This is a genomic window from Metabacillus fastidiosus NBRC 101226 (assembly GCF_001591625.1).
GTDB lineage: Bacteria > Bacillota > Bacilli > Bacillales > Bacillaceae > Metabacillus > Metabacillus fastidiosus.
Genome location: NZ_BCVG01000003.1, coordinates 1 through 19,202, shown reverse-complemented (window position 1 = coordinate 19,202; position 19,202 = coordinate 1). Strand labels below are relative to the sequence as shown.

Genomic DNA, 19,202 nt, shown 5'->3' with positions numbered 1-19,202 from the left:
CAAGAATGAAACTCGCTGCGCATGGATGAACTTATGCGCAGCGGGTTTTTTATTTTTTCCTTACTAAGTCAAGAAATACTTGTAATGCCTTTGTCTGAAATGGGGAGCTTAGTACAGTTGAGAATTCCCTGGTTACTGGAAGTTCTCTTACTTTTACTATTTTTAGAAGTCCCATTGAGTGTTCTTTCCTGATTGCCGAATCAGAGAGAAGCGTGATGCCAAGTCCTTCTTCTACAGATTCTTTAATTAATTGTGTGCTGCCGAATTCAAGCTTCCTCTGAGGTTTGATACCGAAAGTTTGAAACATTCTTTCAGTTGCTGCTCTTGTACCGGATCCTTCTTCTCTGACGATCCATGTTTCTTCTTCTAATTGGGAAATACTTATTTCTTCACTCCATTCCCTATTTGCCGAGGCAATAATATACATGAAATCTGTTGCAAAAGGTTCGATTGTTAATTGTTTATCTTGCAGTTCTCCCTCAATAATTCCTACATCTAATTGATGTTTTTTCACCAGTTCTGCTATGTCTTTTGAATTACCAATCATAATGGATGGATGAATTAACGGATATCTCTTATGCATGACAGTAATAATATGAGGCAAAACATATTCACCAACTGTATAGCTTGCCCCGATTGAAACGGAGCCGCTCGTCTTATTCGTTAAATCATCAACTAAATCATGCATTTTAGTATATAGTCCTAATATTTCTTTTGCATGATGGTAAACAATTTCCCCTGCCTTATTTAAACGTACATATTTATTATTACGATCTAATAATTTCGTCCCGATTGTCTGTTCAAGAGTCCGAATGTACTGACTTACAGCAGGCTGAGTCATATGCAGTTCTTCTGCGGCCCGTGAGAAATTTTTCTTCTCTGCTACTGTTACAAAGACAAATAGTTGCTGGTCTATTTTAAACACTCCTCTCTATCATAAGTTATTACTTATGATTAGCATTATATATAATTATTTTTCTTATTATAAAGAAAGTTTTAAAATAAAACCATAGACAAAAGATATATTTGTTCGGAATATTGGAGGGGATTTTCAATGGAATTACTTCATGGAAAGCCAGAAAGAGAAAGAAAAGTTTTATTGGCAGTAAAACTTTTAGCTGGAAGTGCTTTTACATTTTTTATCGCATTTATCGCATTTTTTATCGCAAAACTGCCTGGTCTTGATCATGTCGGTCAATTGGGGATAGGAATTCTTATTGCTGTTTTGTATCGTCAGTTTTTTGGCTACCCACAGTTTCTGCGCTTAGGAATCGAGTTTTCTTCAAAAAAACTATTACGCTTAGCTATTATTTTATATGGTTTAAAACTTAATATTCATACGGTTTTGAGTGAAGGCCTAACTCTCCTTGCACGAGATGCAATTGTTATTACTTTTTCAATCTTATTCATGATATGGCTTGCGAAAAGGTTTAAAGCCGATAAAAATATTTCCCTTCTTCTTGGAATTGGAACAGGGGTTTGCGGTGCTGCAGCAATTGCTGCAATCGCACCAATTATAAAATCAAAAGATGATGATACAGCGATTAGTGTCGGGATTATTGCATTAGTAGGAACTATTTTTGCAATTGGCTATACATTGATAGAACCTGTTTTACCTTTATCTCATGTCGATTATGGAATTTGGTCTGGAATGAGCTTGCATGAGCTTGCCCATGTTGCATTAGCCGCAGCACAAGGCGGGGAGGATGCCTTAGCATTTGGGCTGCTTGCGAAGCTTGGTCGAGTATTCTTATTAGTTCCACTCAGTTTCCTCTTTATGTATATTATGAAAAGAAAAAGTAGCAAAGAAGAAAATAATGATGCAAAAGTTCAGTTTCCATTCTTTCTATTAGGTTTTATAGTAATGAGTATCATTCACACTTATATTTTAGGAAATATTATTACAGTACCGGAAGCAGTAATGGACAGCGTACCTGTTTTCACTGCATGGTGTTTATCAGCAGCAATGATCGGGCTTGGTTTAAATGTGAATTTGAAGGATCTTCAATCAAAAGCACTAAAACCGCTCCTTGCTATGATTATTACTTCTATTTGTTTAGCAGTCTTATCTTACTTCCTTATTTAATGAAACAGAGGGATATTCTCTCTGTTTTTTTCTGCTCAATTTGATGCTGTTTTTAATAAAAAAATAACCTATAATGGAAATAACTGTGTCAAATGGAGGATTTAATAAATGAGTATTTTAACTATAGAAAAGCTGGAAAAACGTGTAGGAAATATTTTGTTTTTCCCTAAAATTGATTTACATATAAAAAAAGGAGAAGCAGTGGCAATTAAGTGCAGTCATGAAATAGGAAAATTACTTATTGAGATGATTATTGGTAAAGAAAGAGTATCAGATGGAGAAATTTCTATTTTAGGATTAAAAGTAAGAGACAATTATAAACAGCTATGCAAAAAGATTGGTATTCTTTCATTAAATGAAGGGATGTATGAGCGTCTTAATGCTGTCGATTATCTTCAGTTTTTTAATCGGCTTTACGAAGGTAGAGCAGAGGTGGATGTTATCCTTCAAAAAGTTGGATTATGGGAAAGAAGAAAACAGAAAATTGAACAGCTCACTTTTTCTGAAAGGAAGCGTCTTCAGCTTGCTCGGACCATTTTACATAATCCAGACTTCATTATAATGGAAGAGCCTGATCAAAATGTAGATGTGGAGACAAAGTTAATCATCCAAAAAATGATTAGTGAATTAATTGAAAAAGAAAAAGCAGTCCTCATTACAACTAGTAATTTTGAAAATGCTATTTTAATTACAGAAAATGTATATAAATTAAGTGATGAAGGTTTGAAAAAAATTGAGATAGCAGAAGAGGATTCTAATATACAGCAAGATGAACCGAAAAAGCTGGAAGAAGAAATAATGGAGGAAGAAATGATTCCGCTTATTCAGCCTGTCCGTTTTGAAAAAATCCCAGCTAAAGTAGAAGATAAAATTATTTTATTTGATCCAACAGAAATTTCCTTTATTGAAAGTAATGAAGGTATTTCCCATCTTCATGTAAATGAAGAAGTTTTTCCATGTACATATACATTGAATGAACTATTTGATCGTTTGCAGCCATTTGGATTTTTCCGTTGCCACAGATCGTATATCGTTAATTTGCAAAAAGTAAGAGAAGTAATAACATGGACTAGAAATAGTTATAGTCTTATTTTGGAAGATTCAAAGAAAAGCTCCATTCCGTTATCAAAAGGAAAATTAACGGAGTTAAAAGACGTTATTGGTCTCTAAATATGCTCCATTCAGGTGAAAAACTGCTCCTTTTAACGTGAAAACTGCTCTTTTGAGCCTGACTTTAATGATGAACCCTATTTTTCCAGCTAAACTGAAGTCAACAAAACAAATTGTTGAAAAGGAGTTTGGCAGATGGAAAACATTATTGAAGTAAGAAATTTAATGAAATCTTTTGGAAATAAACAAGCTTTAAAGAATGTTAGCTTCCATATTAAAAAAGGAGAAACAATCGGATTTTTAGGGCCGAGCGGATCAGGTAAAACGACAACAATTAAAATTTTAACATCTCAGCTTCATTTAACAGCAGGGGAAGTGAAAGTATTCGGCAGTCCGATTCAAAAATTAAATGATCCTGCTTATATGAGAAGAATTGGAATTTTAACAGATAATAGCGGTTTATATGAAAGACTTACTATTTATGATAACTTGGAATTATATTGTAATTTATATGATGTGAAAAAAAGCAGAATTGATGAAGTCCTCAAAGCAGTAAATTTAGTGAGCGATAAAAAAACAGTAGGGAAGAATCTTTCTAAAGGAATGAAACAAAGAGCAACATTAGCGAGAGCGATTTTACATGAGCCGGATTTACTTTTTTTAGACGAGCCGACTTCAGCATTGGACCCTGTTAATACGAAGCATATACATGAAGGTTTAAAGCAGTTAAATGAAAGAGGAACGACCATCTTTTTAACGACACATGATATGGCAGAAGCAGAAGAGCTATGTGACCGTGTGGCATTTCTTCATAACGGTGAAATTAGAAAGTTTGATACACCGCAAATGATCAGGAATGAATATGCTGATTCAACGATTACACTTATGCTTGCTGGAAACAAGGAAGTTGTTGTTAATAAAGATGAAGAAGGGGCACAGGAAATTTATAAATATATGAAGGATGGACAATTGCAGACGATCCATTCAAATGAACCGACATTAGGAGAAATATTCGTACAATTAACAGGGAGGAATTTATAATGCAATTTTCTATTAAAAGAGTAAATGCCATTTTAATGAAAGATTGGAAGGACTTATTAAAAAATTCTTATATTATTTTTACACTAGCTTTACCATTAATTTTTGCTGCTTGGATAGGGCGTATTGGAGAAGGTAACTCCGCTCTCTCTGGAATGATCATTAATTTAACTTTAGTAATTGTGGGAGCATTTATACAAGCTGCTATAGTAGCAGAGGAAAAGGAGAAAAATACATTAAGAGGACTTATGCTTTCTCCGGCTACGACGGCTGAAATTCTGATTGGGAAAAGTGCCTTATCAGCATTAATGACAATTATCATTATTATTGGTTCTATTTTTTTAGCTGAGTTTAAAATACCGTCTCTTCCGTTATTTGCATTAACAATTTTAATCGGCTTAATTATTTATATTGCAATTGGAACGATTCTTGGCCTGCTTTCACGAACGGTAATGGAAACGACAATTATCGGTATGCCTATTATGTTCATATTAGGAATGGGTTCGATGTTTAAAACAATGATTGAGAATGAATTTATTTTAAAAATAATGAGCTATTTGCCGAATGAACAATTAGATGCAATATGGACAGGTTTAAATAATGGGGAAGCGGTATTTACTAATTTTCTTATTCTTCTCATTTGGATAGTAGTAATACTCGCATTGACTTTTATTATTTATGGAAAGCGAAGATTTGATAATTAAATAGAATAGGGTTTTCCGATAAGTCCCTAATAAATTTTAAAAGCTGAAAGGCCCTGTCACCAAATCTTTGATTTTACTGAATTTCGGTAACAGGGCCTTTCAGCAGGGTGTCCCAAAAGGGTTGTTTTTTAACCCTTTTGGGACACCTTCGTTCTATTATTCTTCATTTGTAGTAAGGTCAACGATAATCCCGACTAAAACAGTACTTACTAAAATAATGGAAAAAACAGCTGTAAACATGTTTATCAACTCCTACCATGTTTTGAAACCTGGGGATCCAGGCGGTGCGTGCTGAATCATACCTGACAATGGAATTGCATAGGCAATAATAATTAGGAATAGTGAAATAGCAATCCAAATCCACCATCTTTCTAAAAACTTCGGCGTGTTTTCGGTTTCACTTTCAGCAAGCGGGAAATCTGTCATTTCTTCCGCTGTCTGTGCTTTAGGAAGAGCAAATAAAGATTGGAAGACGATAAAAATTAAGAGCATTGCTGAGAAAAATAAAATAGTACCGCCAATTGCCATCGTTACATGATTTGTTAAAACACCATTAAACCAGTCTAGAACAACGGGATAATCACCATAATTAGTATAGGCAGTTCTTCGCGGTGCACCTAATAATCCTAAAATATGCTGTGATGTTGACATAAGAAGCATACCGATTGTCCATGTAATAATTTGAATAAAGGCAAGTTTTTGCATTGATTTTGTAAATTTTCTACCTGTTAAATAAGGGATAATCCAAAATGTAATACCCATAAATGTCATTGCTACTGGTGTTCCAACTGTTATATGAAAATGTCCAACAATCCACATAGTATTGTGAACAAGCTCATTTAATTGAAAACTTGCATTAATAATTCCTCCTGCTCCACCAGGGATGAAGAAAAGCATGGCGATGAATACAGAAGTAAAGCGAATATCCTTCCAAGGGAGTTTGAAAAACCACCCGAATAAACCGGTACCGCCTTTTTTTCTGCCAGCTGTTTCAAATGTTGCGAAAATTGAAAATGCAGTCATAAGGGATGGAATAATAACCATGAATGTTAAAATGACCTGTAAAAACTTCCAAAATCCATTAATGCCAGGCTCTGTTAATTGATGATGAAACCCGACTGGAATCGAAAATAAAATGAATAAAATAAAAGTTAATCTTGCAAGGGCGTCACTAAATACTTTACCGCCAATGATTTTTGGTATGATTAGATACCATGCCATGTAGGCTGGCAAGAGCCAGAAATAAACGAGCGGATGCCCGAAATACCAAAATAATGCCCGGCTTAATTCTACATTAATTGTATCTGTCCAGCCGAATGCCCAAGGGATAAACTGGAATAATACTGCTGCGACAACACCTAGACAGCAAATGATCCAAAGGATGATCGTTGCAACTGTCATATAAGCAAAAAGCGGGCTCATTTTATTTTTATTCTGTTTTTTCCAGACGATATAATGTCCAACTAACGCAAAACTATTAATCCAAGTACCAACGACAAATAATGCTAATCCGACATAATACCAGCCGCTTGCTTTAAGAGGCGCATAGAAAGTGTATAATACAGAAGCGTCCCCTGAAATAATTAAAACAGTAGCCATTACTGTTCCAATTGTCATAACAGTAAAGCCAATCCAGGAGAAAGCCCTTACTTTTGGACCAAATCCGCCTAATGATTTACTCATTCCAGTAATAAAAAATCCAAAGATAAAATAAGTAGTAAAAATAAGTGCTAAAAGTACTCCATGTGCAGTTAGAATTTGATAATAATCGAGCCATGCGGGTAGTTGGAGTGCATTATTGCGAATGAACACTTGTAATAATCCGCAGAAGGTTCCTATTAAAAAGGCAATGTAGGCAACCGTTATATTTGTAAGTGCTAATACCCGGTCTTGCTTTGGAATGACTGTGTTCATTGTTCAATCACCTCGACTTCCGTTTTCATGAAATGATGTCCAGTTCCGCAATATTCATTGCAGATTACTAAATGGGTGCCAGGCTCTTTAAATATATATTCCTTCGTACTGACTCTCCCAGGAACGATCATCATATTTACATTTGTCTGTACAATTGAAAAACTGTGTGTTACATCTGTGCTTGCTATTTTAAAAATAATTTTCTTACCGACTGGAACTTGAATTTTGTTCGGTTCGTAAGCAAAAGCTGATGCTACAATAGAGACTTCATATGTGTCCTCATCAATTTTCTTCACTCCCGGCTTATCAAAAGGAGGAGTTTCTTTTACTTTGTTAGGGTCAATTGCCTCCATTCCGCCTGATGGATGATGCTCAAAGGCAAAAGCACTAACACCAACGATGCATAAGAATAAAGCAATTGATGATATACCGAATATTAACCAAATTTTCTCGTACTTATGAATATGCATAAAATCACCTTCTCCTTTTTGTTATCTTGAAAGATAAAAAGCGTAAGCACTGAACCACATAATACAAATAATGATTCCAATAACGAAAACACTTACTAAAGTTCCTTTTAAATTTGGGTCTTTCATACTTCCCCCTCCTGTGAAAATAAGGTTATTTATTTGGATTATAATGAAATAAGGTCATATAAACTGTGAGAAAAGTCACAGTTTATGGATGAAATGTTAACTATATGTAAAAAGAGGCTGAATGAAAAGACCATTTAATGATCTTTTCATTCAGCCTCAAATATGAAAGTATTAATACACATCTATTTTTCCGCTAGATACTTTTAAATTCACTTCATGTTTTCCTGTTCCATGAACACCTTGGATATACTTATTTTCCTGTTTTGTAGTCGTTAGGGGAAAATCCGTAGAGATTTTTCCGCTGCCAATCTTCCCTTTTAATGTGAAATCAGCTTTATCTGGCAGATCGAGTTCTACTTTTCCAGAGCTAACATCGACATCGATTGCACCAATTAATTGATCAATATGTGCATTGAATTTTCCAGATGATAAATCCGCTTTTAATTTCCCGCTATAATTATTCAGTTTTACATTTCCTGAACTGATATCTATGCGGCTGGAATTTGCTTTGAGTGATTCAATATTTACATTACCGGAAGATACATCTAATTTAAAATCCTTTACAGTTAAATTCTTAATATTAATATTACCAGAACCAATATCTACTGCTAGCTGGTCTAATTTACGTGCATCATAATTTATATTGCCTGATCCAATATCGATTTTCATATCCCTATCATAATCTTCAGGTATATAAACAGTGAGCTTATTTCTTTTGAAAAGTGAAAAGAAATCAAACCATTTCCGCTCAAACCGGACAGTTATTGTATCCCCGTCTGTATGGACATCTAATTTCCCTTTTCCAACTAAATCTGCCTCAACAGTGTCTCTATCTTCAGAAATGATTTCTGTGGAAATGGCACCAATATCAAGCTCAATTAAGTCAATATCTTTCGTCGCCTTTGCTTTCTCTTCCTGCTTTTTAAATGGCAGCCACGAGAAGCTGGCAGATAAGAGCACAGAAATACCTACGATTATTAAAAAAATAAGAAAGACCTTTTTCAATTAAATACCTACCTTCTACATGCAAGATAATTATAATTTTAAGATACCTCTTGGTATTAAACAATGAACCAGGGATTTATTTCTTACTAAGGCTCAAGACGGATGAATATAAATTTTTCTTTATCCGTAAACTAAAATGATCAAAAAATAGGGAGGAACTGCTATGGATGTAAGGCGTGTGAAGCAAATTCTTTCTTCTTCTGCAACGATTGATGTGACCTATCATGGGTCTTCTGTATGGATTGACAGTGTGGATGAGGAAGAAGGATTAGCAACTGTTCATCTAAGAGGGCCTTTAGAGGAAAGAACAAAAGTGTCCATTGATGATTTAATTGAGGTCAGAGATTAATTATAGTAAAGAGCTGTCTCAGAGGGAGCTGGTACTTCAATCTTGAGACAGCTGTTTTAATTCCATTCTTTCTTGACAATGAGTTATGTTAATCGACTGCGGATTTTCCCTGAAATTAAATCAATAGCAGAGACCATGATAATAATTCCGAGTAAAATAACACCAACCCGATCCCAGTCCCTTGATGTTAATGCAAAAATAAGAGGTGTTCCAATTCCGCCAGCACCGATGACACCAAGAATGGTTGCAGCACGAACATTAATTTCAAATCGATAAAGAATAAAAGAAAGATAACTCGGCAAGATTTGTGGAATAATAGCAAACCAAATTGTTTTTATAGGATTTGCTCCTGTTGCCATCAATGCTTCAGATGAACCAAGCTCGACATTTTCAATATCTTCAGAGAATAATTTCCCAAGCATGCCGATTGAGCCTATTCCGAGTGCTAATACACCTGGAAATGATCCGGGTCCGACAGCTTTAATGAATAAAAGTGCTAAAATAATGTCAGGGAAGACACGGATAAAGCTCAAAACGACTTTTGCTCCTCCGCTTATTCCTCCGTTATTAACAATATTTCGAGCGGCTAAGAAGGAAAGCGGGATGCAAAATATTCCGGCAATTACTGTTCCGAGTAGGGCAATTGCGAGTGTTTCAATAAGACCACGAAGTAAATCTTCTCCACCAGGATCGTATACATATCCCCAATCAGGACTGATTAATCCAGTAAAAATAGAGGAAACAATTTGGGTAGATGTCTCCTTTAATTCAATTGCAGGCATTCCGGCAAAGGCCCAAATATAAATAAGAGCGATGATGATAATAGTAAGCCATACTTTGAATTGTTTTTTTCGCGAGCGCGGTGGCTGCAATAGTAATTCTTTTTTCATAAAATCTTCTCCCTGAGCTTGTTACTAATAATATCGATTATTAAGACAACTGCTAATGTGTAAATGATGATCGAAGCCGTTTTGTCGTATTCAAAAAAACCAAGTGTTTGTTCATAATACAGCCCAATTCCGCCAGCACCAACGAGTCCAAGTACTGATGCGGCCCTAATATTTACTTCAAACATATAGAGAAAGAAGGAGGTGAACTGTGGAATGACTTGTGGAATGACACCGAGTGCAATCCATTTTATTTTATTTGCTCCAACAGCGGTCATCGCTTCTAGCGGTCCTCTATCAATCGATTCAATTGCTTCATAAAATAACTTGGCGATAATCCCAAATGAAAAACCTGCTAAAGCCAGTATCCCGGGAACTGCTCCAATTCCGAAAATGGCAACAAAAATAGATGCAAGCAGCAAATCGGGGATTGTCCGAATAAGATTTAAAATAAAACGGGCAGGATATGTAATCCAATTGGATTGAAAAATATTCTTTGCTGCAAGCAATGCTAACGGTATGGAAAGAATAGCACCAAAGGTTGTTCCTAAAATAGCAATTCGAATTGTATCAAGAATCGGTTCGGTAATCCGCACAAAATATGCCCAATTTGGAGGAAACATTTGCACGAGTAAATCACCCATATTTGGTAAACCGATGAGCAATTCATAAAAAGAAAATCCGATCTTTTGTCCACTTAAAAAAATGAGCAATAAGACGAGAAGAAAGGTAAAGAGATATTTCAGTTTCTTTGATGGCAGGGGAGCAGAATGAAGTATTGTGTTTGTTTTTATTTCTTGCTCTGTCTTCATTTCGCTACCCCTAATAATTCATCTTCATGAATAGGTCTGCCGTAGATTTCTGAAAAACGTTCATCTGTTGCCTCGCAAACAGGACCATCAAAAACAACTTCACCAGCCCGAAGGCCGATAATACGTGTTGCATATTGCCTTGCCAGATCAATAAAATGCAAGTTGACGATTGTTGTTATATTCAGCTCTTCGTTAATCCTTTTCAAGTCGTCCATTACTTGTTTTGTTGTGAGGGGATCGAGTGAAGCTACAGGCTCATCAGCTAAAATGATTTTCGCTTCCTGTGCAAGTGCACGGGCAATAGATACACGCTGCTGCTGTCCCCCTGACAGCTCATCAGCTCTTGAATAGGCTTTTTCAAGAATATTTACACGGTCTAACGCTTTTAAGGCAAGCTCTTTATCTTCTTGTGGGAAAAGTCCTAAAAGCATCTTAAAAGTAGAATGATAGCCGACACGTCCTGATAAAACATTTCTAAGAACGGAGGAGCGTTTGACGAGATTAAAGTTTTGGAATATCATCCCGATATCGCGCCTGATTTTATAAAGTTCACTTCCTTTTGCAGATGTAATTGATTTATCTTCAATGAGTATCTCACCTGAACTAATATCATGCAGTTTGTTAATCGATCTTAATAGTGTTGATTTACCTGCACCTGACAGCCCGACAATAACCACAAATTCTCCTTTGTTAATTGTTAAGTTAATATTATTAAGCCCTTTTGTACCATTCGGATATACTTTAGAAACATTCCGAAATTCAATCATTTTCGTACCAACTTTCCTTTTAATTTAAAAAGTGGCTGAAAGTCAAAAGGATTCGTGTATCCTCTTGATTCTTTAGCCACTTTTCCTTGTAAGACAACTTTCAATATAAGGTATATATACTTACTACTCAGTTTTTACTTTTTCATTATATTCACGGACGATATCAAAGTTTTTATCATCCGATTTTGTGTAACCTTCATGTGTGTAGATTTCTTGAATAATTTTACGGCCTTCTTCATCTTTTCCGATATTAATAAATGCCTCTTGAATTTTATTTTTTAGATCTGCATCAAGATCTGTCTGAACAGTAATTGTGTCATTTGGAATCGGCTCTGTAAATTTAATAATCTTTGTATCTTCGAATACTGTCGGGTAGTCACCCTTTACAACGTTTCTAGCATCCTGGAAAGTTACTGCTGCGTCAATGTCACCGTTTAAAAGAGCAATGATAGCCTGATCATGGCCTTTAAAAGTAACAGGTGTCACATCTTTTAAAGGATCGATATTAACATCTATTAATGAAGCTGCCGGCCATACGTAACCTGCTGAAGATGTCACATTTTGATAACCGATCTTCTTTCCTTTTAAATCTTCTACTTTTTCAATTCCTGAATCTTTTTTAACGATAAATTGTGATTTATAAAAGTCTACAAGTTCTTCAGTTGGTGAGCCGTCTTCATCATTCACACCGTAACGCTGTGCTTGTAAAATGACTTCTGCTGCGCCTTTTTCTTTAGCTAAAACGTATGCAGTTGGCGGTAAGAATCCAACATCAACTTGTTTAGAAGCCATAGCTTCAACAATTGTGTTGTAATCAGTTGAAACACTTACTTTTACGTCCATATCAAGTTCTTTACCAAGTAATTCTTCAAGCGGCTTTGCTTTTGCTTCAAGTGTATCAGCATTTTGTGAAGGAACGAATTGAACTGTTAATTCTTTCTTTTCTTCTTTAGAAGCTGTTCCAGAAGCTTTCTCTGCCTTATCGTCTGAACCTGACCCACAGCCAACTAAAACACTAGCCGCCAATGCGAAAGTTAGACCAAGACCTGTTAATTTCTTGTACATGTAATGACCTCCGATATAATATGTAGCATTTTGTCGAACAAGCTTATGGTATCAAATGAATATTATGGAAATATTTACAGAATGTATAGAATTAGTAAATGTTTTTAAAGGAAATGTAAAGATGGTTAAAGGAGAAGAGAGGGAATAGTTGAAAAATTGGCAGTTTAGAAGTAATATAGGAAATATGATGGAGTTTGAGACAAACCTCGTAAAATTATCGCGAGGCTGCCTCATTTTAAAGAGAGAATTTACAAACGGGGTAAAACCTTCCTTGCTGCAAGAATAACCCAGGAGCTAAGAACGAATGGCATCGTTAATGATGGTAATCCATATGGTAAAAGCCACGTACTTACACTTGCTGTCATAATGACTGCCAGAAACGCACCGAAAATACCAGTTAAAATAATGGAAAATCGATTTTGATTTGATTGAAAGACAACTGATACAGCTAGAATTGTTAGAATAGCATTATATCCGTAAAGTCCCATTGTAATTAAAGTATGCTCCGCACCTAAGAAAAGTGCTGTTAGCAAGGCAATTATATTTCCCAATAAAACATAAATGCAGAACTTCCAGCCGGCGAAGCATACAGCAACAAGGATAAGGAAGCATGATACATTTTGTTCTAAGAAAAATATTTGTCCAATACCATTTAAAATTCCTTCAAGTAAATGTGTTTCACCTACAAATTTCAGCTTCCTATGTGATAAATATTGTGGTACTAATTCAGGGCTTAAAGTAAAAGTATCCAGCCGATAAGCGGCAAGCAGCATAAACCAGGTTAAGATAATATAAGGGAATGTTAAGACAGGTAACCCGGTACCTTTCATTATGTGCATAATGGCCGCTGTAACAATTGCAGTGATGGCGGCACCAGCAAGAGCAATAATCCATTGATAAGGTTCATTTAAAAATAACTCTAATGCTATTCCTGTTAATAGAGAGTTATATCCGAATAATCCTTGATTTATCTTTGCTTCATCAGCCCCCCCGATTTTTGCAACTAAAGTACCAATTAAAGATGATAAAAGGGCAATGATTCCTAAGAAATAAGATGAGACCGTTATTGCAAGTAAAATAATAAAACCTGAAAAAGCATTCTCAATTAATATAACTTGAGAAATGCCTCTTAATGTTGCCAGTCCCAACGACTGGATGTTTCTAATGTTTAACATTTTTTCTTCCCTCTCATATATATGTTTCTTTTTCATATGTTTTCAAAAATCTATTAATCAGGTTTCTATCTTATAAATAATATAAGACAGCAGTTTATTTTACTTTTAAGCTCTAATTATATGAACTTAGTTCGTTGAATATATTATAGTTCAAATAATGATTAGTATGGTAAAAAAAATTGTAAATCTCTATGTAATTAATGTAAATATTTCCTTGTGAAAGAACGCTGCTCCATCTATATTTTCAATTGTCAAAATTTATTTTTATTTTAATCAAAAAAGTAATGCTATTAGAGAAGAAATCTGATATAAATATAATTGAAATTTTATATAAGTTTCTAAGTAATTACTTTTTTTACCAGAAATTCCAATAAAAACCGATTTCCTTATGAGAAATCGGTTTAAGCTATTGGATTAAAACAAAAAAAGGGTGTTGTGTTTAAAAATGTAAATTAATAACGTTCTATTGTTTAATTTCATATGCAATAGGAGATTTTATTTAAAGAACTCATTTTTAAATATAGGAAAAAACACCATTTTTATTTTTGATAAATAATGAGCATGAAAGGGAATTTTCCCCTCTTAACTGTTAAGAAACGTAACTCTAAGAGAACTTGCTCTCTATTTCTATTATACATCATTAAGGAGGTTTTGAGATGCAATTATTACCAAGAGAAATTGATAAACTTATGATTGTAGTCGCGGCTGATCTTGCTAGACGCCGAAAGGAAAGAGGATTGAAATTAAATCATCCTGAAGCAGTTGCCATTATTACATATGAAGTATTAGAAGGAGCAAGAGACGGAAAAACGGTTGCGGAACTAATGGAATATGGAGCAACTATTTTATCACGTGAAGATGTAATGGATGGAGTACCGGAAATGATTCATGATATTCAGGTTGAGGCTACTTTTCCAGATGGAACAAAATTAGTAACAGTTCATAGTCCAATTAGATAAAAGGTTAGGAGGGCATATTTCATGCAGCCAGGACAAATATTTTTAAAAGAAGAAGATATTGTTTGCAATGCTAATAGAGAAACATATAAATTGTCTGTGATAAATACAGGAGACCGTCCTGTTCAAATCGGTTCTCATTTTCATTTTTATGAAGTAAATGAAGCATTAATTTTTAATAGGGAAGAAGCATTTGGAAGACGTTTGAATATCCCTGCGGGTGCTGCTGTTCGTTTTGAACCGGGAGATGAGAAAGAAATTGAATTAGTGGACTTCGCAGGAGAACAGGCTGTCTATGGTTTTAATAATAAAGTAGATGGTTCTGTAAAGAGAGGTGCTAAATAATGAGTTTTAAAATGCCTAGAAAACAATATGCACAAATGTACGGACCAACGACAGGAGATTCAGTTCGTTTAGCAGATACAGATATCATTATTCAAATTGAAAAAGATTATACGACATATGGGGAAGAAGTCGTATTTGGCGGCGGTAAGGTAATCCGTGATGGAATGGGTCAGCATCCGCTTGCAACTCGTGGTGATGGCGTTCCAGATACTGTTATTACAAATGCGATCATCTTAGATTATACGGGAATTTATAAAGCGGATATCGCTATTACTGACGGGAAAATTGCTGGTATCGGAAAAGCTGGTAATCCATTAATTATGGCTGGTGTTGATATCATTATCGGTGCTGGAACAGAAATCATTGCTGGTGAAGGAATGATTGTTACTGCTGGTGGAATTGACACGCATGTTCATTTCATTAATCCTGAACAAGTTCAGACAGCACTTTCTGCTGGTCTTACAACACTTGTCGGTGGAGGAACTGGCCCTGCAGCTGGATCAAAGGCAACGACTGTTACACCTGGTATATGGAATATGCACCGTATGCTTGAAGCAGCAGAAGGACTTCCGATTAACGTTGGCTTTACTGCGAAAGGACAAGCAGCTACTGAAGAACCTCTGGCTGAGCAAATAAGAGCAGGTGCAATCGGCTTAAAAGTGCATGAAGACTGGGGAGCGACAGCATCAGCACTTGATCATGCACTTAAAGTAGCAGATAAATATGATGTTCAAGTTGCACTTCATGCAGATACTTTAAATGAAGGTGGATTTGTTGAAAATACGATGGCTGCTGTTAAAGATCGTGTTTTACATATGTATCATACAGAAGGTGCAGGTGGTGGGCACGCACCAGACTTAATCAAATCTGCAAGCTACATGAATATTTTACCTTCATCTACAAATCCGACATTACCTTACACAATTAATACGATTGATGAGCATTTAGATATGCTGATGGTATGTCATCATTTAAATCCATCTGTACCTGAAGATATTGCATTCGCTGATTCTCGTATTAGACGTGAAACGATTGCAGCGGAAGATATTCTTCAAGATATGGGTGTATTCAGTATGGTAAGTTCTGATGCACAAGCGATGGGACGTATTGGTGAAGTTGTTTTACGTACGTGGCAAGTAGCTGATAAGATGAAAAAACAAAGAGGGTTGTTACCGGGAGATACTGAGCTTTCTGATAATAATCGTGCGAAACGATATATTGCAAAATATACAATTAATCCTGCAATTACTCATGGTATTTCAGAATATGTCGGTTCGATCGAAGTAGGTAAAATCGCTGACCTTGTTATTTGGTCGCCAGCATTCTTTGGAGTAAAACCTGAATTAGTTTTAAAAAGCGGTTTTGTTGTGGGGGGAATGATGGGTGATGCAAATGCATCAATACCAACTCCACAGCCAGTCATTTATCGCCCAATGTACGCTCAAATTGGAAAAGCTCTGCAAAGAAGTTCGATTACGTTCGTTTCTCAAGCTGCTTTTGAAGATAAAATTCATGAGAAACTCGGATTAGAAAAAATGATCCTTCCTGTTAAAGGAATTCGGACATTAACGAAAAAAGATATGAAGTTAAATTCAGAAACTCCTGAAATAACTGTAGATCCACAAACTTATGAAGTAAAAGTAAATGGGGAACTCATTACTTGTGACCCTGTTGATAGAGTTCCAATGGGACAACGATATTTCTTATTTTGAGGTGAGATAATTGATAATCGAAAAGATCGTAACGAATTTAGAACAGATGGATCAGGCGGAAATTGGAAAAAGGCATATTGAGAAAGTGTATCTTGAAAGCTCTGATTTAGTAAAAAGAATCCAAAGAGTAAAAACAGATCATGGCAAAGAGGTCGGTATTCGTCTAAAAGATCCTCGTGATCTTATTGCTGGTGATGTTCTTTACATGGATGATAAAAACATGATTGTTATTGATGTTTTATCAGATGATTTAATTATTATTACTCCACGCAGCTTAAATGAAATGGGTGTTATTGCACATCAATTGGGAAATCGCCATCTTCCAGCCCAGTTTGAAAACGATGAAATGCTTGTTCAGTATGATTATCTTGTAGAGGAACTGCTAGAGGAACTTAACATTCCTTATAAACGTGAGGAGCGTAAAGTAAAACAAGCATTTAGACATATAGGACATAGTCATGGATAATCGGATTCTTTCACTGTTTCAGCTATGTGATTCGAATTTTCCTACCGGGGCTTTCAGTCATTCTTTCGGACTTGAGAGTTATATACAGGAAGATAGAGTACATGATAAGGAGACATTCTCCAAATGGCTGCATGTTTATTTGCACGAGCAGCTCGTCTATTCAGACGGGCTTGCTTCAAAGCTTGTTTATGAAGCATTGGAGAAGGGTCAATTAGAAGATGTATGGCGGCTTGATCAAATGCTCATTGCTCAGAACTTACCGCGTGAAACGAGGGAAGGTACACAAAGAATTGGAGACCGGATGTTAAAGCTTACACAAACCTTGTATGATTCTTCATACCTTAAGTCCTACGAGCAACGTATTAAAGACAAAAAATCATTCGGACATCCAGCGATTGTATTTATGATGGTAGGATTCCATCTTGGTATTCAAAAGGAAACAACAATTTTGTATTATTTATACTCTTCTATTTCAAGCCTCATTCAAAATGCAGTAAGAGCGATACCGCTTGGCCAAACAGAAGGTCAGAAAATCATTCAGGAATTCCAGCAGTCTTTAGAGGAAGCTGTTTTAAAAATTGAAAGTTTAGATGAAGAAGATTTTGGGATTGTTTCACCAGGGTTAGAATTATCACAGATGAAACATGAACGAGTAAATATTCGTATTTTTATGTCTTAATTTCAAGGAAAAGGAAGTGTTTTTAATGGAACCTATCAGAATCGGTGTAGGGGGACCAGTTGGAGCTGGTAAAACAATGTTGGTGGAAAAATTAACGCGGGCATTAAACGGTGAGATTAGTATGGCTGTTGTAACAAATGACATTTATACAAAAGAAGATGCGAAATTTTTAATGAAAAATGGTATTCTGCCTGAAGATCGTATTATCGGTGTTGAGACAGGCGGATGTCCTCATACAGCAATCCGCGAAGATGCATCCATGAACTTCGCTGCAATTGAGGAGCTAAAAGAGAAACATCCGGATGTCGAATTAATTTTCGTAGAATCCGGCGGAGATAATCTTGCAGCGACATTCAGTCCGGAGCTTGTTGATTTCTCTATTTACATTATTGATGTTGCACAGGGAGAGAAGATTCCAAGAAAAGGTGGACAAGGAATGATCAAATCTGATCTGTTTATTATTAATAAAACAGATTTGGCCCCTTTTGTTGGAGCAAGCTTAGAAGTAATGGAGTCTGATACAAAAGTATTCCGCGGTAATAAGCCGTTTGTTTTTACAAACTTAAAAGATAATACGGGACTTGATAAAGTTGTAGAATGGATCAAAAGGAATGCCTTATTAAAAGGATTGGAATAAGATGAGTGAATGGACTGGGGTTTTACGTTTAGATGTCGAGGATAAACAAGGGAGAACAGTTGCGAAAAATGTTTACTTCCAAGGAGCATTGAAAGTAATGCGTCCTATTTATCACGATGATTCTGGACAAGTTTGTTATTATATTTTAAATCCTGGTGGGGGATATTTAGATGGAGACCGTTATCATATAAATATCTTGCTCGAGGAACAGTCAAGACTGACTTTAACAACACAGTCAGCAACAAAAGTATATAAAACACCTAATAATTACGCTTATCAGGAAACAGAAATTCATCTTAAAAAAGGCAGTTATCTTGAATATATTCCCGATCCGTTAATTGCTTATGAACATGCCAAGTATAAGCAGAAAAATATAATAAGAATGGAAAAAGGATCGACCTTTCTTTATTCTGACATTACGACCCCGGGCTGGTCACCGCATGGCGGAAAATTCAGTTATGAGATGGTGCAGCTGTTAAATGAAATATATATGGATGACGAACTTGTTGTATATGATCATATAAAATTACAGCCTGCTTCCCAAAAGATGAACAGCCTTGGATTTATGGAAGGGTATTCTCATTTAGGGTCAATGATTGTTATTGGTGAACAGACTAATAATGATCTTATTGATCGTCTGTATGACTTAATATCTACAGACGATAATAAATACGAAATAGGTATATCGAGGTTAAGAGTACCTGGTTTTGCTGTTCGGATGTTATCGAATTCGACACAGGAAATTGAAAGAGTATTTAATACAATTCATCATACTGTTAGTACGGACTGGTTTAATATAAAGCCTAGTTCGTTAAGAAAATATTAAAATTTTAGGTTTTATAACGGCAATCAAAGTGATTGCCGGTTTTTTAAGTTATCCCAGCCTTAACGAGCAGTAA

At 35.6% G+C, this 19,202-nt stretch carries 22 protein-coding genes; 12 read left to right on the top strand and 10 right to left on the bottom strand.

Annotated features, from left to right (window positions below; translation table 11 throughout):
• Positions 1-49 precede the first annotated feature (49 nt).
• Positions 50-916 (bottom strand): LysR family transcriptional regulator, encoded by an 867-nt coding sequence (locus tag BFA01S_RS01265; protein WP_066225060.1) that lies wholly within the window; start codon positions 914-916, stop codon positions 50-52.
• Between the two features lie 138 nt (positions 917-1,054).
• On the opposite strand from BFA01S_RS01265, the gene BFA01S_RS01260 reads away from it, so the two are divergent.
• The 4 genes from BFA01S_RS01260 (at position 1,055) to BFA01S_RS01245 (ending at position 4,938) form a co-directional block, all read left to right on the top strand.
• Positions 1,055-2,086, top strand: coding sequence for a YeiH family protein (locus tag BFA01S_RS01260; RefSeq protein ID WP_066224895.1), 1,032 nt, complete (start codon positions 1,055-1,057; stop codon positions 2,084-2,086).
• A gap of 108 nt (positions 2,087-2,194) precedes the next feature.
• A complete protein-coding gene (locus tag BFA01S_RS01255) occupies positions 2,195-3,256 on the top strand; it encodes a LytTR family transcriptional regulator DNA-binding domain-containing protein (protein ID WP_066224891.1) in 1,062 nt (353 codons plus the stop codon).
• A gap of 135 nt (positions 3,257-3,391) precedes the next feature.
• Entirely contained in the window at positions 3,392-4,237 is an 846-nt protein-coding gene (locus BFA01S_RS01250; RefSeq protein ID WP_066224889.1) for an ABC transporter ATP-binding protein, read from the top strand.
• A complete protein-coding gene (locus tag BFA01S_RS01245; protein ID WP_066224887.1) occupies positions 4,237-4,938 on the top strand; it encodes an ABC transporter permease in 702 nt (233 codons plus the stop codon). Before BFA01S_RS01250 ends, BFA01S_RS01245 begins: the two co-directional genes overlap by 1 nt.
• Before the next feature lie 252 nt (positions 4,939-5,190).
• Here the strand turns inward: BFA01S_RS01245 and BFA01S_RS01240 are convergent, their stop codons facing one another.
• The 4 genes from BFA01S_RS01240 to liaG form a co-directional block, all read right to left on the bottom strand.
• Complete coding sequence (locus BFA01S_RS01240) at positions 5,191-6,852, bottom strand: b(o/a)3-type cytochrome-c oxidase subunit 1 (protein WP_066224885.1); 1,662 nt, start codon at positions 6,850-6,852, stop codon at positions 5,191-5,193.
• The gene (locus tag BFA01S_RS01235; RefSeq protein WP_066224882.1) at positions 6,849-7,322 is read right to left on the bottom strand and encodes a cytochrome c oxidase subunit II; all 474 of its coding nucleotides are present in this window, start codon (positions 7,320-7,322) and stop codon (positions 6,849-6,851) included. The genes BFA01S_RS01240 and BFA01S_RS01235 overlap by 4 nt, the downstream gene beginning before the upstream one ends.
• Positions 7,323-7,343: 21 nt before the next feature.
• Complete coding sequence (locus tag BFA01S_RS01230; RefSeq protein WP_066224881.1) at positions 7,344-7,448, bottom strand: cytochrome c oxidase subunit 2A; 105 nt, start codon at positions 7,446-7,448, stop codon at positions 7,344-7,346.
• Between the two features lie 171 nt (positions 7,449-7,619).
• Positions 7,620-8,453 carry a LiaG family protein gene (liaG, locus tag BFA01S_RS01225; RefSeq protein ID WP_066224880.1) on the bottom strand — a complete coding sequence of 278 codons (834 nt, stop codon included), beginning with the start codon at positions 8,451-8,453 and terminating at the stop codon, positions 7,620-7,622.
• Between the two features lie 163 nt (positions 8,454-8,616).
• Here liaG and BFA01S_RS01220 point away from each other — a divergent pair, with 163 nt between their 5' ends.
• Complete coding sequence (locus BFA01S_RS01220) at positions 8,617-8,802, top strand: H-type small acid-soluble spore protein (protein WP_066224878.1); 186 nt, start codon at positions 8,617-8,619, stop codon at positions 8,800-8,802.
• A gap of 83 nt (positions 8,803-8,885) precedes the next feature.
• Here the strand turns inward: BFA01S_RS01220 and phnE (BFA01S_RS01215) are convergent, their stop codons facing one another.
• From phnE (BFA01S_RS01215) to BFA01S_RS01195, 5 genes are all read right to left on the bottom strand, one after another.
• Positions 8,886-9,692, bottom strand: a complete 807-nt coding sequence (phnE, locus tag BFA01S_RS01215; RefSeq protein WP_066224876.1) for a phosphonate ABC transporter, permease protein PhnE — start codon at positions 9,690-9,692, stop codon at positions 8,886-8,888.
• Positions 9,689-10,501, bottom strand: coding sequence for a phosphonate ABC transporter, permease protein PhnE (gene phnE, locus BFA01S_RS01210; protein WP_066224874.1), 813 nt, complete (start codon positions 10,499-10,501; stop codon positions 9,689-9,691). The genes phnE (BFA01S_RS01215) and phnE (BFA01S_RS01210) overlap by 4 nt, the downstream gene beginning before the upstream one ends.
• Positions 10,498-11,268, bottom strand: coding sequence for a phosphonate ABC transporter ATP-binding protein (phnC, locus tag BFA01S_RS01205; protein ID WP_066224873.1), 771 nt, complete (start codon positions 11,266-11,268; stop codon positions 10,498-10,500). Before phnC ends, phnE (BFA01S_RS01210) begins: the two co-directional genes overlap by 4 nt.
• Before the next feature lie 123 nt (positions 11,269-11,391).
• Positions 11,392-12,333: a phosphate/phosphite/phosphonate ABC transporter substrate-binding protein gene (locus BFA01S_RS01200; RefSeq protein ID WP_066224872.1), complete on the bottom strand. Its 942-nt coding sequence runs from the start codon at positions 12,331-12,333 to the stop codon at positions 11,392-11,394.
• 248 nt (positions 12,334-12,581) lie between these two features.
• Positions 12,582-13,508 carry an urea transporter gene (locus BFA01S_RS01195; RefSeq protein ID WP_235842934.1) on the bottom strand — a complete coding sequence of 309 codons (927 nt, stop codon included), beginning with the start codon at positions 13,506-13,508 and terminating at the stop codon, positions 12,582-12,584.
• Positions 13,509-14,164: 656 nt separating this feature from the next.
• Between BFA01S_RS01195 and BFA01S_RS01190 the strand changes: the two genes are divergently transcribed.
• From BFA01S_RS01190 to BFA01S_RS01160, 7 genes are read left to right on the top strand one after another with little or no spacing between them, the layout of a single operon-like run.
• Complete coding sequence (locus tag BFA01S_RS01190; protein ID WP_066224868.1) at positions 14,165-14,467, top strand: urease subunit gamma; 303 nt, start codon at positions 14,165-14,167, stop codon at positions 14,465-14,467.
• Positions 14,468-14,488: 21 nt separating this feature from the next.
• A complete protein-coding gene (locus BFA01S_RS01185) occupies positions 14,489-14,809 on the top strand; it encodes an urease subunit beta (protein WP_066224865.1) in 321 nt (106 codons plus the stop codon).
• On the top strand, positions 14,809-16,521 hold the full coding sequence (gene ureC, locus BFA01S_RS01180) for an urease subunit alpha (protein ID WP_066224863.1): 1,713 nt from the start codon (positions 14,809-14,811) through the stop codon (positions 16,519-16,521). Before BFA01S_RS01185 ends, ureC begins: the two co-directional genes overlap by 1 nt.
• A gap of 10 nt (positions 16,522-16,531) precedes the next feature.
• On the top strand, positions 16,532-16,987 hold the full coding sequence (gene ureE, locus BFA01S_RS01175; RefSeq protein ID WP_066224860.1) for an urease accessory protein UreE: 456 nt from the start codon (positions 16,532-16,534) through the stop codon (positions 16,985-16,987).
• Positions 16,980-17,666: an urease accessory protein UreF gene (locus BFA01S_RS01170; RefSeq protein ID WP_066224858.1), complete on the top strand. Its 687-nt coding sequence runs from the start codon at positions 16,980-16,982 to the stop codon at positions 17,664-17,666. Before ureE ends, BFA01S_RS01170 begins: the two co-directional genes overlap by 8 nt.
• A gap of 25 nt (positions 17,667-17,691) precedes the next feature.
• Complete coding sequence (ureG, locus tag BFA01S_RS01165; RefSeq protein ID WP_066224856.1) at positions 17,692-18,303, top strand: urease accessory protein UreG; 612 nt, start codon at positions 17,692-17,694, stop codon at positions 18,301-18,303.
• Between the two features lies 1 nt (position 18,304).
• On the top strand, positions 18,305-19,129 hold the full coding sequence (locus BFA01S_RS01160; RefSeq protein ID WP_066224854.1) for an urease accessory protein UreD: 825 nt from the start codon (positions 18,305-18,307) through the stop codon (positions 19,127-19,129).
• The last annotated feature ends 73 nt before the right edge of the window (positions 19,130-19,202 follow it).